At 67.7% G+C, this 15,932-nt stretch carries 8 protein-coding genes; 5 read left to right on the top strand and 3 right to left on the bottom strand.

Translation table 11 applies throughout. The features are described 5' to 3' along the window. Positions 1–30: 30 nt before the first annotated feature. On the bottom strand, positions 31–3,153 hold the full coding sequence (locus FRC96_RS13800; RefSeq protein ID WP_146975151.1) for an IPT/TIG domain-containing protein: 3,123 nt from the start codon (positions 3,151–3,153) through the stop codon (positions 31–33). A gap of 110 nt (positions 3,154–3,263) precedes the next feature. Then, positions 3,264–6,332 carry an IPT/TIG domain-containing protein gene (locus FRC96_RS13795; RefSeq protein ID WP_230470245.1) on the bottom strand — a complete coding sequence of 1,023 codons (3,069 nt, stop codon included), beginning with the start codon at positions 6,330–6,332 and terminating at the stop codon, positions 3,264–3,266. A gap of 272 nt (positions 6,333–6,604) precedes the next feature. Here FRC96_RS13795 and FRC96_RS13790 point away from each other — a divergent pair, with 272 nt between their 5' ends. From FRC96_RS13790 to FRC96_RS13775, 4 genes are all read left to right on the top strand, one after another. After that, positions 6,605–8,146, top strand: a complete 1,542-nt coding sequence (locus FRC96_RS13790; protein ID WP_146975148.1) for a hypothetical protein — start codon at positions 6,605–6,607, stop codon at positions 8,144–8,146. A 318-nt stretch (positions 8,147–8,464) separates the two neighbouring features. Beyond that, on the top strand, positions 8,465–9,472 hold the full coding sequence (locus tag FRC96_RS13785) for a TadE family protein (protein ID WP_146975146.1): 1,008 nt from the start codon (positions 8,465–8,467) through the stop codon (positions 9,470–9,472). Beyond that, complete coding sequence (locus FRC96_RS13780) at positions 9,450–10,802, top strand: Tad domain-containing protein (RefSeq protein ID WP_146975145.1); 1,353 nt, start codon at positions 9,450–9,452, stop codon at positions 10,800–10,802. Before FRC96_RS13785 ends, FRC96_RS13780 begins: the two co-directional genes overlap by 23 nt. Beyond that, positions 10,799–11,665, top strand: a complete 867-nt coding sequence (locus FRC96_RS13775; protein ID WP_146975143.1) for a TadE/TadG family type IV pilus assembly protein — start codon at positions 10,799–10,801, stop codon at positions 11,663–11,665. The genes FRC96_RS13780 and FRC96_RS13775 overlap by 4 nt, the downstream gene beginning before the upstream one ends. 64 nt (positions 11,666–11,729) lie before the next feature. Here FRC96_RS13775 and FRC96_RS13770 read toward each other — a convergent pair whose 3' ends face one another. Continuing rightward, the gene (locus FRC96_RS13770; RefSeq protein ID WP_146975141.1) at positions 11,730–12,815 is read right to left on the bottom strand and encodes an SDR family oxidoreductase; all 1,086 of its coding nucleotides are present in this window, start codon (positions 12,813–12,815) and stop codon (positions 11,730–11,732) included. Positions 12,816–13,282: 467 nt separating this feature from the next. On the opposite strand from FRC96_RS13770, the gene FRC96_RS13765 reads away from it, so the two are divergent. Next, the gene (locus tag FRC96_RS13765; RefSeq protein ID WP_230470244.1) at positions 13,283–15,928 is read left to right on the top strand and encodes an N-acetylmuramoyl-L-alanine amidase; all 2,646 of its coding nucleotides are present in this window, start codon (positions 13,283–13,285) and stop codon (positions 15,926–15,928) included. Positions 15,929–15,932 lie beyond the last annotated feature (4 nt).

Raw genomic sequence — 15,932 nt, 5'->3', positions numbered from 1 at the left:
CCCGGTGGGTCGTTGCCGGCGTTGTGGGGCCTAGTCGTCGCTCAGGCGGAGCTCCCAGGTGTTGACCGAGAAGGCCGCCCAGCGGTCGCTGCTGAAGTCGGCGTAGCTGAAACGATCGAAGTCAAAGTCGTCGATGCGCAGGCCGTAGGCGACCACGTAGAGGGGGCCGGGCTGGTAGGGCTCGGGGCGCTCGTCGGCGGGTAGATCCGAGAAGTCGGGGAGCTCGGGGAGCTGTACGACGCGCTCATGACCGGGGACCACGAAGGTCCACACCGGCAGGCCCTGGGCGTTGCGGGCGATGATGTAGAAGAGATCGGGCTCGGCCACGCCGTCGAGTCCCAGGCGGAGCTTGCCATCGGTGACCAGCCCGCCGGAGGCCGGTGAGACGGGCCGGGGGATCGCCACCAGGGGCGGCGAGGTGGTGCTGGTGGCCGATGGCGCGATGTTTTCGAGGGCGACCTGGGAGTAGGGTACCCCGCCGGAGCGGTAGGAGCCGGTGAGCACGGCGTAGGTGATGTCGTCGAGGTCGCCCTCGGCCGCCGGGAAGCCTTGCAGGCGGATCAGGCTCTCAAGGGTGGTGCGGTCGCCAAAGAGGCGCACAAAGCCCTCGTAGCCCAGGTCCAGGTAGCCGATGGCGCGGTTGGTGTTGGGGCCATCTGGCGAGAAGATCGGGTCCACGAGCTGTACGGCGAGCTCGCGGTTGAGCGGGATGTCGCACTCCAGGTCTACGTCGAGCTGCTGGCCGTCGCCGACGAAGAGGTAGCGCTCAATGCCCAGGAAGAGCGGGGTGAACGTCTCGGTTTCATCGTCGTAATGGCCGCAGAAGGCCACCAGCGCCATATCCCCGGTGCGGGTAGTGATCTGGAAGTCGCCCTCGCCGCCGGCGATCGAGCCGAGCAGCCCCGGGTTGATGGTGGGGCCTGTCATCGAGGTCTGGGTGGTGCGCACGCGGGTGAGGTTGACGTTGAGGGAGCTGTCGATGTCGCTGTCTTTGCCGGTGACGCGCACCTCTCCGCTGATCACGCCGATGGGGGGGTAGTAGCCTCCGCCGCCTTCACCCTCGGCGGGCTCAATGGGGCTTAAGATAAGCGTGAGGTTCTCGGCGTCGACCTGGTGGGTGGTGACGGTGGAGAAGGTGGGGGCGGTGGCCGTGATCACCTGGGGTCCGAGCACGTCGGGGCCGGAGAGGGTGAGCTGGCCAAAGCCGTTGGTGCGGCCCTGGTAGGGGGTCTCAGCGCGGGTGGAGAGCATCACGAAGGCGCCGGCGATGGGCTGGCCGTCGAGGGTCAGCACCGTGATGTTGACGGCGCCGTCGATCGGCGCGCCGCTGGCGCCGCCGAAGGTGCTTAAGGGGTTGAAGTAGGTGAAGGGGTAGGGCGCCTCGACCGGCTGGCCCTCGACGCGAAGATCGAGCTCCTGCGGTCCGGCGGTGTGTGCCGGGGTGCGGAAGGTCAGGGTGTTGGGGCCGGTGCGCTCAAGCTCCTCGACCGGGCGGCCGCCCAGGGTCAGCTCGACATCGCCCTCAAACCCCTGGCCCTGCAGGGTGACGAAGGTGTTGCCGGCGATGGCGCCGCGGGTCGGATAAAAGGACCAGATCTCGGGCTCACCCACAAAGCGGTAGGCGTCGGGGAGGGTGGCCTGACGCTGAGCCTGGCGCACGCGCACGTCGACCACCGAGGGCGCTGCGGCCGGGGTGGTGACCTCCAGGGTGGAGCTGTCGATGAGGGTAAAGGCTGCGGCCACGCCGCCAAAGTCGACCGACGTGACCTGGTCGAGGCCTTCGCCTTGAAGTTCCACGACTTCGCCACCCTCGCTGCTGCCCTGAGACGGGGTGACGCTCTCGAGCGCCAGCGTGGGGAGGTAGTCGAAGGCGTCGGGCAGGGTGTCGATGAGCGTGGCGTCCTGATGCAGCGTCACATCGACGGTGCCTGGCGCGCCCGGTGGGGTCTGCACCAGCGCGTGGGTGGGGCCGGAGGTCAGGATCGTTGCGGGCTGGCCGCCAAAGCGCAGCTCGGCGCCGGGGGCGTCGAGCCCGCGGGCCGCCATGCTCACAAGGGTGCCGCCGGCGGCGTCGCCGTGCGCCGGGGAGAGGCCGAGCAGCGAGGGGGCTGTGCCGTCGTCATAATAATAAGCGTCGGCCAGAAAGTCGGCGCTGTGTTCGCTGAGGATCTGAATGTCTGCCGGACCGGCAGCGCTGGCCGCCGGGGTGCGCACCTGCACGGAGCCGCCGCTGACGTTGATGGACTCGATGGTGGCCGGGCGGCCGTCGAAGCTCACCTCGGTGTCGTCGGTGAGCCCTTCGGCGGTGATCGTGACCAGCTGGCCACCGGCGGTGGGGCCGCTGGCCGGGGAGATCGAGGTGATCGCGAGCTCGTCGAAGTAGGTCAGCGCGTCGTCGAAGCTCGCGCGGGTGTCCGGGCCGATGAGCTCGACGCGGGCAGCACCGGCGGGGTGGGGCGGGGCGACAAAGCGCAAAAGCTCATCGGAGATCACCGTGACGCGGGGGGAGGCGCGCGGGCCTACGTTGATCGCGAGCTCGGAGGTGAAGCCCCGACCACGGGCGGTGACCTCGATGCCGCCGGTGCTCGGGAGCACACTCGGGCTGAAGCTCTCGATCTGCAGAGGGTCAGCGTAAGTGTAGCCGTTGATGAGCTCGACCGAATCGCCCTCCAGGTTGAACGCGCGCACGGTGACGGGGCCCGTCGAGGAGGCCGGTGGCGTGGAGGCCACGAGCTGGCCGCCTTCAAAGCGGGTCTCCAGAGGTTCATCGTCGAAGAAGATCTGCGTCTCGGCGTTGAGACCGCTCCCTTCAAAGCGCACCGAGGTGTTGCCGGCGGTGGGGCCGCGGGCGGGGATCACCGCGCTGAGCGCCAGATCCTCGTCAAACTCAAAGTCGCCCGTGTCGTCGGGGGGAGGGCGGCGGCCGCTGTCCTCGTCGACGTCGGCGTCGTCCTCGGCGATGTCGCCTTCGTCGGCGTCAAAGCCGGTGTCGGGAAGGGAGGTGTCGGCGGGGTCGTCGATGGGATCGGGCTCGACGTCATCGCCGCAGGCCGCGCTCCCGATCAGCACGCTCAGGAGGATGCTCAAGAGCATCAGCGCTCGCCAGGCCGGCGGCCGTGGCGTCGAGGCATGAGGTCGCAACAGTGGCAGCACGGTGACTCCTTGGGGGATCGCATAAGATGGGAGAGGGCGCAGCGCGAAGCCGCCGCCCTCCCGCGCACTCCGACCAACGTGTGAGGGCGCCAAAATTGTTTCCGCCCGCCTCAGAAGGTCATTAAGACCTCGTTGACGGCGATGCCCTGCCAGTCACCGTTGAGATCGGAGTAGGCGAAGTTGTCGGCGCTCACTCCTTCCTTCTTGATGCCGTAGACCACCAGGAAGTAGGTGCCGCCGGGGTAGGGCACCGGGCGCTCCTCGGGGGGCAGGTGCGAGAAGTCCGGGAACTCCGGGAAGCGCAGCCCGGTGGCGTCGCCGGCCACAAAGGCCTCCCAGACCACCGCGCCCTGGAAGTCTTCGAGGAAGACATAATGCAGATCCGGCGGTGTGCTGCCGATCGGCTCCCATTGCACCAGCCCGTTGGCGGGGCGGCCGCCCTGGGTGGGGGTGATGAAGTCGACCGGCGCGGGCAGCGCATCGAGGTCGTGGGTGCGATCGAGCTCGGTGAGGTCGTAGGCGTAGGTCTCGACCAGGGGCAGGCGCCCGTTGTTATCGACCCGCGCCGTCAGGCTGTAGGAGGCGTCCTCGAGCTCGCCGCGCAGGTGGGCGATGCGGTCGGCCTCAATGATGTCGCCGGTGGAGCTGTAGGTGCGCATCGGTCCAAAGACCCCGTCGAAGCCCAGGTCCAGGTAGAGGTTGACGCGCTGAGTGGAGGGGCCCGGTTCCAGCACCGGCGGGGCGATGAACTTAAAGCGGGTCGAGGCGCTCAGCGGGATCGTCAGGTCGATGTCGACCTCGTAGCTCTGGCTATCGGCCGCGAAGAGGTAGCGAGCAAGGCCCATGCGCAGCGGGCGAAACTCCTGGGTGCGGGTGTTGTAGAGCCCGCCCAGCGCCACCAGCGCAAGGTCGCCCACGCGCGTGATGATCTCATACTCGCCCTCCTCAAAGACCACGTTGTTGGCGCCCGGGCCGGGGATCTGCGCGAGCATGGAGGGGCGAGTGGAGAGGACCTGGGCCATGAGGATCTCGTCGGGGTCGGGGATGCCGACCTTATCGAGGCCCAGGACCTCGCCACGGAAGACGGCCGTAGGCGGGCCGGGGGGGAAGGTGCCCTCCCCGTCGGCGGCGGGCGGGTGCAAAAAGAGGGTGATGTTTTCGGCGTCAACGCGCTGGGCGGTGGCCGCCGAATGCTCCGGGGCGGTGGCGGTGACCGTCTGCTCCCCGTAGACGTCGGGACCGGAGAGGGTGACCATGCCGGCGGCATTGGTCGACCCGGTGTAGGGGGTGTTGGCGTTGGTGGAGAGCATCACGAAGGCACCGTCGACCGGGCGGCCGTCGTGGGTGAAGACGGTGACGTTGACCGAGCCGTTGACCGGCGGGCCCCAGGCGCCGCCGAAGCGCGCGCCGGGGTTGAAGTAGCTGAAAGGCTCCGGCGCCGTGGCCTGTTGCGCTCCGTCTTCGGCGCGAACCTCGACCTCGCCAGTGCTACCGGGCGGGGTGCGCAGCGCCAGCGTGTTGGCGTCGATGCGCGTGATGTCGGTGGCCGGCGCGCCGCCGAAGCTGAGCGTGGTGTCGGGGGTGAAGCCCTGGCCGCGCACGATCACGTAGGTGTTTCCGGCGACCGCGCCGCGGGTGGGTTCAAAGCCCCAGAGCTCCAGCGCTTCGGTAAAGGTGAAGGCGTCTTCGAGGGTGGCGCGGGCGTCGGAGCGAATGACCTCGAGCGAGGCCGGGCCGGGGGCGCCGGGGCCAACCTCGATGGTGATGGTGGTGTCGCTCTCGACGGTGAAGGTCTGCGCAAGTCCGCCCAGGCGCACCTCGGTGGTGCCCGTGAATCCTTCGCCGGTCAGCGTGACGGGGTAGCCGCCGGCGACGTCACCGCTTGCCGGGGTGAGCGCGTCGAGCGTCAGGGGCGCGCCGTAGGTGAAGGCGTCGGGCAGGGTGAGGTCAGGCTGGCCGTCGGCGCTCAAACCCAGGTCGACGACACCCGGAGCGCCGGGGGGGGAGAGCACGCGGATGAGGTTGGCGCCTTGTTCGAGGATCGTGGCGGGCTGGCCGTCGAAGGTCACCTCAAGGTTGGCAGCGTCGAGGCCGCCGCCGAAGATCAGAACCTCGTCGCCGCCCAGGCTGCTTCCAGAGTTCGGGCGCAGCGCGTCTGCGGAGAAGGTGGACGTGTCGCTCAGGTAATAAAAGGCGTCGCTCAGGTACGCCCCATCCCCCTCAAGCTCCACGCGCACATCGACCGGGCCGGAGGCGCCAGCCGGGGTACGCAGGGTGGCTGAGCGCCCGTCGGGAGCGACATCTTCGATCGTCGCCTGGGCGTTGCCGAAGTAGAGCGCCATCGTCTCGGAGAGGCCCGCGCCGTAGATCGTGACAAGCTCGTCGCCGGCAGCGTCGCCATAGGGCGGGTCCACCCGATCGAGGTCGATCGAAGCGACGTAGCGCAGAGCGTTCGGGGCGGTGAGGGAGGCGTCGGGGTTGGTCAGGCGAAGATCGGCCGGGCCGGGGAGCCCCGGCGGCGCGATGACGCGCAGAAGCTCCGAGCTGATGAAGGTGTGACGAAGCGCGGTGGTGCCGCCCAGGCTCACGCGGGTCTCGGGGGTGAATCCGCGGCCGCGCACGCTGAGCTCAGCGCCGCCGGCGGTGGCGATGCGATCGGGTTGCACCGACGAAAAGCTCAGATCTTCGAAGTAGGTAAAGCCGTTGACCAGGGCGTCTTCGCCCAGCACCGGGTCGATCACCCGCAGGGTGGCCGGGCCGACGCCCGCGCCCGGTGGGGTTGTGCCGGTGAGCGTGCCGTCGATCAGGTCCACCTCCACGTCGACGATATCAAAGAAGACGCGGGTCTCTTCGCTAAAGCCTTCGCCGCGCAACACGAAAGGCGTGCCGCCGGCCAGCGGGCCACGCGCCGGGGTGACGCTCTCCAGGAGCACTTCGGTGGGGGGAGGCTCGACGTCGGCGTCGGGCTCCACGTCGGCATCGGGGAGGTCGGCGTCGGTGTCGTCGGAGCTGTCAGGCTGCGGGTCGGCGTCGAGGTCGGTGTCGTCGGCATCCACCTCGGCGTCGGGGGTGTCTTCCGCGTCGGAGGTGTCGCCGGCGTCGGTGAGATCGACGTCAGCGAGCCCACCATCGGCGGGATCTTCGACGACGTCGTCGCCGCACGCGCCCAGAAGGGTCATACAGAACGCCAGCCCGATCAGGTGGCGAAGAGAGAAGCGGAGATGGCGCATGAGTCGACAGCCTTTAAGTGAGCCGGGCCCGAGTTTTGCACAGGGCACAGGGCCGAGGTGAGAGCAAGCGTTCGGAGTATAGGCGCCGGTAGAGGTGAGTTCAAACTCGCAGCTGCCGGCCAGGTCGGCGAGATCGGTCGCGATCGACAAGGCGCTCGTGGTCTGGCATCGTGAGCCGCAGTGAGCGTCCCCGGCCCCAGAGCAGGTGATTGAGGCGAGTGATGAGCCAAGGTAGAGATCGTTCGAGGCGGGTCAACGTCACGCTGATGTATGACACCGGCGCAAGACCCGATGACGCCTGGAAGAGCGGGCGGTGGATCGTGCCGGCGGCGCTCTCCGGGGCGATGCTCGTGGCGCTGTTCACCGTGACGGAGTGGCTGGCGCCCTCGGTGCCGGTGATGGCCTACCTGCTGCTGGTGGCGTTGCCGGTGCTTGTGGTGGCGGCCGCGCAGCAGCGCGTGCGCAGCCTCAAGAAGATGCTGCCGGTGACTCTGGTGGTGATGAGCTTCGGGCTCCCGTTTCTGGCGTGGAACGCCGGGCCGTACCGCGCGTTGATGATGATGTTTTCGGGGGATCTTCTGGGCGTGGACGCCCTGGTGCGCGGGAGCTCCGATCGCTCCGAGCGGGTGGCGACCCGCGCCTGCACGGCCATGCTGGAGGGATCGAGTGAGCTGGTGAAGAGCCGGCTGCAGCCTGTTCTGGCGCTACGCCCGGCGGTCGCCGACAGCTGCCTGGCGCAGGCGGCCGAGAAGCACCCCCAGATCGTGCTCAGCATGGGGCGCTACCTCCACGAGCAGTGGTACCAGGGGTGGATGAGCCCGGAGGTGATCAGCGAGGAAGTCAGCTGTGAGGCGGCCGACGCCTTTGGCACCATCGCCGCGGTGAGCCGGTCGCCGGCGCGCCCCCATCTCTTGAGCTGCGCGCTGGGAAGCAGCCATCCGGGCGTGGCGGGGTGCTGCGCGCAGGCGGTCAGCGCCGAGGGCATCGACCGGGTGGCGGTGGACGCAACGATGGAGCCCGAGATCGCCGAGGATCTCTTTGAGAGGTTGTCCGAGGCGGTCGATGTGCCGGCAGCGACGTTGATGTCGCCCGGGCCTTATAGTGAGACGCTGAGCTGGGAGGCGGCCGACCTCTTTCACTGGACGACGCGCCTGGGCTGCGAGCTTATTGGCAGCCACCGCCGTCCCGAGGCCATCGCCGAGGCGCTCTCCCGAAGTGTGCAGACCCAATGCGGCCTGGAGATCGACAGCCCGCTCTACTCCTATGCCGGAGTGGCGATGATCGAGCGCACCTGTGAGGGGGTAGCGAGCACGGCCCAGGGGGAGCGGGTCGATGTGGTGCCCTGGTGCGAGTCGGCGCGGGAGGCGGTGCGTCAGTCGGTAATCGACAACGCGATGTTCGCGGTCAATAAGGCGCGCACGGCCTATCTGGTCGACGGGCTGGGCGGGTCGATCGTGCGGGGCGACGCGCGTCGTAGGTCGCAGGAGCGTCGCCAGGGGCCGATCACCATCGAAGATCTGTACGAGCCGCGGCCGGCAGCGCCCAACGGGGCAGAACGCCAGAGGTTGGGGCGGCCGGACTGGGCCTTTATGAGCGCCGAGGAGCAGCGTCAGTACGACGAGATGGAGTCGGCGCGCCAGCGCTCCAAACGCGCTCTCTCCCGGGACCTCGCCGGGATGCGCGAGCTGGGAGGCGGCTCACCGGAGGCCGCCGCCGCGGCGCTCAAGAGCCTTCAGCGCGTTCAGGCGCCGCGTCCTCAATGAGAAGAGCCATGATGCCGTCGCGCCCCTCCACCCCGAGTCCGACACCGTGCCAGGTCGCGAGCGTCGCGGACGCGTATTACGCCGCGCGCGGCCTCGCTCGGCGTTGCGAGGCGTTACAAGAGCGGGGTCTGCTGTGGTTAAACGTTCGGTCAGGTGTGTCAGTGTGGCACAGTGTAGGGCAAGGTGGGTGGTTTTTGCTCCCATTTGAGTACCCCGAGAGGGTTGGCCCCGTCTTTGCAAAAGACCCGGCCGTCAGCGCCGAGGAGGCGTTCGCGTTGCCTGAGAGCTCGACCCGACCCGCGATGTCTGAGGATTGAGATGAGTGGCCCACACCCCCAGAACCTGAACACGCAAGGCGCCCGCCGTCCGCGCTGGATCGAGGCGTCAGTGGCGTCTCTGGGCCACGTCGCGGCCACGGGGATGGTGGCGCTTGTGGGCCTGGTGTGGGTGGTAGGCCCGGGCCATCTGCGCGCGCTGCTGGAGGTTGAGCTTGCTCAGGGTTGGGCCGCCTCGCGCTGGCTGGGCCCGGTCGCAGGCCATCTGGCGCTCTCAGCGCTGGTCTGGGCCACGCTCGTCGTCGCCGGCCGCGCCCTGCAGGGCTTTGGTGCGCGCCAGCGCTCGCCACGCCTGGTGCGTGCCCGCGGTGCGGTGGCCACCGAGACGCTTATCGTCATGCCCGTACTTTTGCTGCTGGTCTTCGGGCTGGCGCAGCTCGCCGTGGTGAACATCGCCGGGATGTTGGCGAACTATGCGGCGGTGCAGGCGGGGCGAGCGGTGTGGGTGTGGCATCCCGAGACGCAGCCGCTCAATGATCAGAGCGCGCGCCGCGGGGTCACCGACGCGATGGTCATCGACCATGCGCGCGCTCAGGCTGCGGCGGCGCTCGCCCCGGTGGCGCCCGGCGACCATCAGATGTCCGGCGGTGAGGGCTCGGCGGTGCTCGAGCGCATGCGCGGGATGATGATGGCCAGCCAGGTGGAGAGCCCACCCAACGACTCCGGACGCATGGTGCAGGAGGCCGGCTTTGACGCGGCCACCAACGAGGACGCGGCCTTCTGGCGCGCTCTGGACGGCTCGTCGTTCCCCGAGCGCACCTCCCGAAAGATCACCTTCGCGTACCTGGCCACCGAGGTGGAGGTCGTAACCCGGGGTGAGGACGTGGGGGCCAGCCTGACCTACCAGCACTACGTCGCCTTCCCGCTCGTCGGCGCGATCTTTGGCGAGCAGTCCAGCGTCGGGGGGCGCTCGGGAAATTTCTCGACGATCACTCGCGAATTCCTTCTCCCCGCGCAGGTGCAGCCGAATGCTGAAACTCCGGAACTCTGAGCCGGCCCGGCGCCTGCGCGCGCTGGATACCGAGCAGGGCGGGGCGGTGCTGCTCCTGTGCCTTGCGGCGGTGCTCATCCTGATGTTGATGGCCTGGGTGGTCATGGACGCCGGTCAGGTGACCCGCGACAAGATCGAGGCCCAGACCAGCGCCGACGCCGCCGCCTACAGCCAGGCCTCGGTGAAGGCGCGGGCGATGAACATGCTGGCGTTCTCCAACATCGCCAAACGCTCCATCGTGGGCGTGCACGCGATCTACGAGAGCATGTTCGCGTCCTACGGGATGTGGGTGATGGCGCGCTACGCGGAGTGCCAGGCGCAGTCGCCCTCCTGCGACATCGAAGAGCTCGCGCGAAACCTGGAGCTCTACTGGAAAGAGGCCGACAACGACTACGGCACCTACGGCGATAACGCCGATTACTACCAGGCCGACATGCGGGCGCTGGACAACTACCAGCGCTACATCAGCGATATGGCACCCTGGTGGGGCTGGACCGAGGTGGTGGTCCGTGCGCAGCGCAACGGCGCGACGATGGCGTCGAGCTTTCCGGTGCCCCAGGGCACGCCGCGCTCGGGCATTGAGGGTCTTCCGCAGCAGATCATCAACGCCTCAGGACGTCAGGTCCCCTTCAACTTCCTCTCCACCGTCGATCGCCTGCCGGCTCGCCCCGGGGAGTTCTGGGCCAATATGGTCGACGAGGGGATGTACGATCGGGAGACCTGGCAGTGGGAGCATCGTCTGAACACCGACCGCCACCGCGAGCGCTCGGAGCTGGGTGCTGCCAACGCCGCGGTGATCCAGCGCGGCGCGACGGCCCTCTTCAGCTTCGGGCTTCAGCGCACCGAGGAAGACATCGGTGAGTTCGGTCGCCCCTGGCGCCTCTACTTCAACGGCAATGAGGCCCACTGGCTGCGCGACACCTCCAACATCACGCTGACCTACCACGCCGACGCCAGCTACTACGACGAGCGCCGAAAGAAGTTCACGGTGCCCGCGCAGGACTACCACTACGACGACTCGATGCGCTCCTACCGCCCGGAAGGTTACTGGGGGATGGCCCGCTCCGAGATCTCGTTCCAGGGCGAGGGTGCCCCCACGATGTGGGAGGCGGCGTGGACGGCCCGGATGCGGCCGGTGGCGCTCCCCAGGGAGTTTGAGCAGGTGGGCTTCGACTTCAACGCCCTCTACCACTCCAGCATCATTCACTTGAGCGCCAGCGCCCGGATGCAGGGGGCCGGCGGCGGCAGCGAGTTCTTTGACGACATGGTCTACATGGAGAAGGTCAGCCGTGGCATGGGCCAGAGCACCATTGACGGGGTAAGCCGATGAATCGATGGATGCGGGCGATGCTGGAGCGTCGGGTGGCGCTGCTGTGCCGCGATGAGCGCGGCACAACGCTGACCGAGTTTGTGATGACGCTGCCGATCTTCATCACGGTGTTTATTGCCATCGGTCAGCTTGGCGCGGCGGGGCGTAGCTCCACCGAGGCCTGGGGCACGGCCTACCGCCAGCTCTGGTATGAGGCGATCCCGGTGAGCAAGGCCGATCAGATCGTCAACGCGGGCGACCCGCTCCAGGTGCATGTGCACCCGACGCCGGCCGGGGCGCACGCGTTGCTCAAGGTCAACCAGCAGCCCCCGGTCAACGACTACACTCTGCTGGCGCCGCGGGTGCGTATACAGGAGACGCAGACCTACGGCGGGCTTGCCAGCGCCGGAACCTTTGGGGAGTCCAACGCACGCACCGCACCCGCGGCCTCGCATTTTAACTTCGCCGGTGCCGGCTCCCACCGCACCGGGAGCGCTTCGGGCATTATTGGCGAGAGTGATTTTGCCCACGACATGCTCAACGACGCGCCCTCCCGCGGGAACTTCCAGCTGGGCGCAGGGCAGGGGCCGGCCGGAGCGCTGGGGCACGGGTTCGGTTTGAGGGCGGTGCTCGGCGCTGGCAACCGCTACGGCACGGCCGTCGCCCTGGTCGAAGATGATATGGAGATCATGGGCTGGCAGCTGCCGATGAAGGTGTACTTCAACACGCTCGTGGCCCCGGCGCCGGTGCAGGGCGACGGCGCATCGACCGCCATCAGCCGCCTCTCTCTGGGGGCACATGAGCCCTATGGCGAGCTGCTGGGGATCGCCAGCGAGCAGCCGCTGCCCGGTCCGGGCGCGCCCTCGGTGCCGGAGCTGGACTGAGGCGGGGCGCCCTCCAACGTGCGGCCTACCGCCTGAGGTGGGAGAGGCGTGCGGGGCGGCGGGCTTACGCCTCGTCGCGGCGCGCGAAGGCGTCGAGCAGCGTGGGGAGGTAGAAACTTAAGTGGGGGAACTCGATCCCGTGGCGCGCCAGCGCCGCGTTGGCCTGGCGGGTGTCGTAGTGGGCCGGGTGGTTGAAGTAGGCCAGGGCCTCCTGGGGCACACCGGTCCACGATTCGAGCCGGGCGTTGGCCAGCGCTTTCTCTACCAGGGACTCCGGCACGCTGCCCACGGCGGGGCTTCGCCCCATATGCTCCAGGGTGCGCTCAATGATGTCGCGGGAGCGCATCGGGTTGGGATCGGCGAGTTGAAAGACCTGCCCCTCATTGCCGGCTTCGTGACCCAGGGCGGCCAGCGCGGCTACCAGCACATCGATGGGCACGATGTTCACCTTTGCCTCACCGCGGCCCACATTGGGGATGGGCATCCACTCCGGCAGGCGCTCCAGGAGGCCGAAGACGTAGTAGGGGCCGTCGAACTTCTCGGTGGCGCCGGTGCGCGAGTCGCCCACGGTGATGCCCGGGCGGAAGATCGCGGTGGGGATCTCGGCGGAGCGGCGCTGCACCTCGACCTCCGCCCAGAACTTCGTCTCTTCGTAGTGGTTCTTAAATCCCTGCCCCAGATCGAGCTCATCTTCGCGGAAGGTGCCGCGGCGATCGCCGGAGACGTAACAGGTCGAGACGTAGTTCAGGCGATCCAACTCCTTGCACGACTCACAGAAGTCGAGCACCTGACGGGTGCCGCCGACGTTGACCTTAAAGGCCACATCGCGGGGAACGGCCAGATCGTAGATGGCCGCCAGATGCCAGACGACGCCCACGCTACCCCGTAGCCGATCGTAGTCCGACGACGAGAGCCCCAGGTGCTCGCGGGTGATGTCGCCACGCACCAGCCGCGCGCGACCTTCAAGCGAGGGGTGGCGCCTGGTGAGCGTCTCCAGCCGACGGGTGGCCTGCGCCATCTCCGAGGCCAGCACCAGAAGATCCAGGGACGCCTCGGTGCGTTGGGCTAACTCCTCGACCAGATGGGTGGCCAGAAATCCCGGAAAACCGGTCATCAGGATGGGGCGGTCAATGATCTCAAGGGTCGTCATAGCAGCTCCGTGGCGCGAAGGGGCGGAGTGACCGGTGCGCGCGTGAAGGCGGCAACCTAGAAATGGCGCGCGCGGGTGTCAACGCGCGGGAGCCGACGGGTGCGCCGCCCCCTTTGCGTTGACCGTGAGGTCAGGTATTGCGCAGGGGGTGTGCACTTCTGTCACACCTTATCGGGCACGTTGGGGGCTCAGGTCCACATGATCGGGTGAGGACGGGCGAAGCTGACCGATGGGTAAGTGTCTGTGGTGAGGTGTGAGGGGTTGTCCTACATAAACGTACCCGTGCCGCGATCCTCCGATATAGCGTCGAATTACGGCTGTGACGGGAATAAATGCGATCCTCTTTTGCGGGGTCGGTATACTTCGTGCACACTCAACCCACCGTGCCAGTGGCGCGGCCTGTCCGGATTCATCGGTGTGACTTCGGAGCCGCTCTAACGGAAATCGACTCAGCAGAGGACGACACAATGGCGAGGATGGTGATGAAGATGTGGCCGGCGATGGGGCTGGCGCTTCTCGCGTCGATGGTGGCCGCGGGTTGCGGCTTCAACGACGGATTGGATCTCGATGATACCGTGGAGGTGCGGGTTCAGGAGCTGAGCTCCTTCTGCTCGGTTCAAGTCGAGGGTTACGGAGCGGTTGATGTTGAGGAGGATTACCTCCCCAGCGTCATTGCCTGTGAGAACGGCAACGCTCCGATGGAGGCGCTCAAAGCGCAGGCAGTGGCCGCGCGTACGTACGCGGCGTTTATCGTGGAGGCGGAGCGTCGCCCGCTGGTTCCGACCACCCGCGACCAGGTCTACGACTGCAGCCACGCGCAGGTTGAGCAGCGCCACCGCGACGCCGTCAACGCCACCCGCGGTCAGGTCCTGACGCATAACGGTCGCCTGGCGGCGGCGTTTTATGTGGCCGGGGCGATTCCCTCGACCAGCAGCTGCCGCCCGGCGCGCGGTGACCGCGATCCGACCGGTACCGAGAAGTGGGTCACCTACAACCAGGGTCGCACCGGCTCCGGCGTGCAGGGCACCCACCTGGGAAGCCTCGTCAACCCGGCCAACCGGGGCGCCAAGAGCCAGAACGGCGCAGCCTGCCTGGCCAACAACGGCTGGGACTACAAGCGCATCCTGCGTTTCTACTACGGCGACGACATCCGCCCGATGGTGCCCCCCAACAGCCAGTGCGCCGACGACGGGGGTAACCCGGGCGGCGGCGACGTCTGCTCGGGCCTGAGCTCGGGTGGTTCGGGCAACGACGGCGGGTCGAACACGCCGAGCTGCACCGATTCGAGCCAGGCGGTTCGGATCATGCCGCGCTCGGCCTGGAACGCCCGTGCACCGCGCTACAACACCCCGGCCCATACGCCTAACCGCATCACGGTGCACCACACCGTGACCGCCAACGGGGTGGCCGACGGCGCCAACGAAGTGCGTAAGATTCAGCAGATGCACTTCAACCGCCGCTTCCACGACGTGGGCTACCACTTCCTGATTTCCCACGACGGCACCATCTACCAGGGGACTCCGGAGAATAAGGTCGGCGCGCACGTCGGTAACCAGAACACCGGCAACCTGGGCATCTCGCTTCTGGGAAGTTTCCACCTGAGCACGCCGCCCTCGGACGCCCAGCTGAGCAGCCTCTCGCGGCTGATCCGTCACCTGAGCGACAAGTACAACATCCCCATTAACCGCACCCAGGTGAAGGGCCATGGCGAGCGCGCCGCGACGCTGTGCCCGGGCCAGCAGGTGATGAGCCGCTTCGACTCGATTCTGGCAAACGCCAAAGCCGACGCCGTCTGCGAAGGTGGCGACAGCGACGAGGAAGAGCAGGTCGACGGTCAGGACGTGGCCTCCTACCGCTACGTGCGCGTCAGCGGCGTGGATCTGGAGCCCACCAACAGCGACAGTCCGCTCGACGGCTATGAGGTCGACGCCATCTACGTGGAGAAGGCCGACGGCACGGTGGTCAACGCCGCTCGCGTCGCCTGCAGCCCCGGGGTGCAAAACGCCAACGCCGCGATCGGTGCCAGCGACAACACCAGCTGCGATAACCGCGCACAGACCGCCGCCGGCGTTCCCCCCGGTGCTGACCTCATCGTGGAGCTGCAGGAGCCCGTCAAGAAGGGCGATGTGCTCTACGTGACCCAGGCCGGCTACCCGGTGGCGCTCTCGGATTGCTCGCCAAACGGCACCGCCAAGATCAGCCTCTCCAACGACGGCTCCATCTGGAAGGTTCTCGACTCTGCGGCCCAGGGCAATCAGCGTTGGACGCTGGGCACCGAGCACTTCGTGTACGATGAAGACGATGAAGCCGAAGGCCCCAACGGCGGCGGACTGGAGTTCATCGTGCCGCGCGCCGGCCACTGGTACCGCCCCGACATGACCTTTAAGGTCGTGGCCAGCGACCCCCGCATCGTGGAGGTCCGCTACGAGGCCGAGCACGACAATTTCCACCTGGGCACCTCCTCGGACCGCTCCTCGAACTTTGAGGAAGGCTACACCTACGAGTTCTTCGGCGAGCGCGTGATCTTCGCCATCGGACTCGACGCCAACGGCAACGAAGTTGCTCGCCGCGAGGTGCGTGTCACGATCACCGACTTCGACGGCACCATCCCCGAAGATCGCCGCGCGCTGCCTTACTACCCGGACGCCAACGTCGACTCGGCGATGGCCGAGCGTCTGGCCACCGAGGCGGCCAAGTGTCAGGAGACCGGCGGAGCGCAGCGCTGCTCACCGGGCAACAACGGCTACAGCCTGGGTCGCTGCTGGGCGGGTGTGAAGGGTGCGCTTCGTCGTGCGGGCATCAACTTTGATAAGCTCCAAGGTCACGGCCCCTGCTCGGCGTATACCTTCCAGCTCTCGGCCTTCGGCTTCCGCTGCAACGCCGACGCCAACCCCGATGTGCTGCGCTCGATTGGCCTGCAGAAGGTCGACATTGCCACCACCGATGCCCCTCGTGGCGCCATCATCTCGTGGGATAGGGGCTGCATCGGCTACCACGCCGTCCACGGGCATATCGAGATTGTGCGCGAGCCCGGCATTGCCTGCTCCGACTTCTGCGGACGCATTCGCGGCAATGCCCCTCACTGTGCCAGCGTCTATATGCCGATCAACTAAGCCA

Source organism: Lujinxingia vulgaris, assembly GCF_007997005.1.
Classification (GTDB): domain Bacteria; phylum Myxococcota_A; class Bradymonadia; order Bradymonadales; family Bradymonadaceae; genus Lujinxingia.
This window is presented reverse-complemented; position numbering and strand designations above follow the sequence as displayed.

Bases quoted from the DNA above. Each gene is read 5' to 3' on its own strand.
- FRC96_RS13795 (WP_230470245.1), bottom strand. From the start codon at position 6,332: ATGACCCTTCTGGGCGCGTGCGGCGACGACGTCGTCGAAGATCCCGCC.
- FRC96_RS13770 (WP_146975141.1), bottom strand. From the start codon at position 12,815: ATGACGACCCTTGAGATCATTGACCGCCCCATCCTGATGACCGGTTTT.
- FRC96_RS13785 (WP_146975146.1), top strand. From the start codon at position 8,465: ATGAGTGGCCCACACCCCCAGAACCTGAACACGCAAGGCGCCCGCCGT.
- FRC96_RS13790 (WP_146975148.1), top strand. From the start codon at position 6,605: ATGAGCCAAGGTAGAGATCGTTCGAGGCGGGTCAACGTCACGCTGATG.
- FRC96_RS13775 (WP_146975143.1), top strand. From the start codon at position 10,799: ATGAATCGATGGATGCGGGCGATGCTGGAGCGTCGGGTGGCGCTGCTG.
- FRC96_RS13765 (WP_230470244.1), top strand. From the start codon at position 13,283: ATGGCGAGGATGGTGATGAAGATGTGGCCGGCGATGGGGCTGGCGCTT.
- FRC96_RS13780 (WP_146975145.1), top strand. From the start codon at position 9,450: ATGCTGAAACTCCGGAACTCTGAGCCGGCCCGGCGCCTGCGCGCGCTG.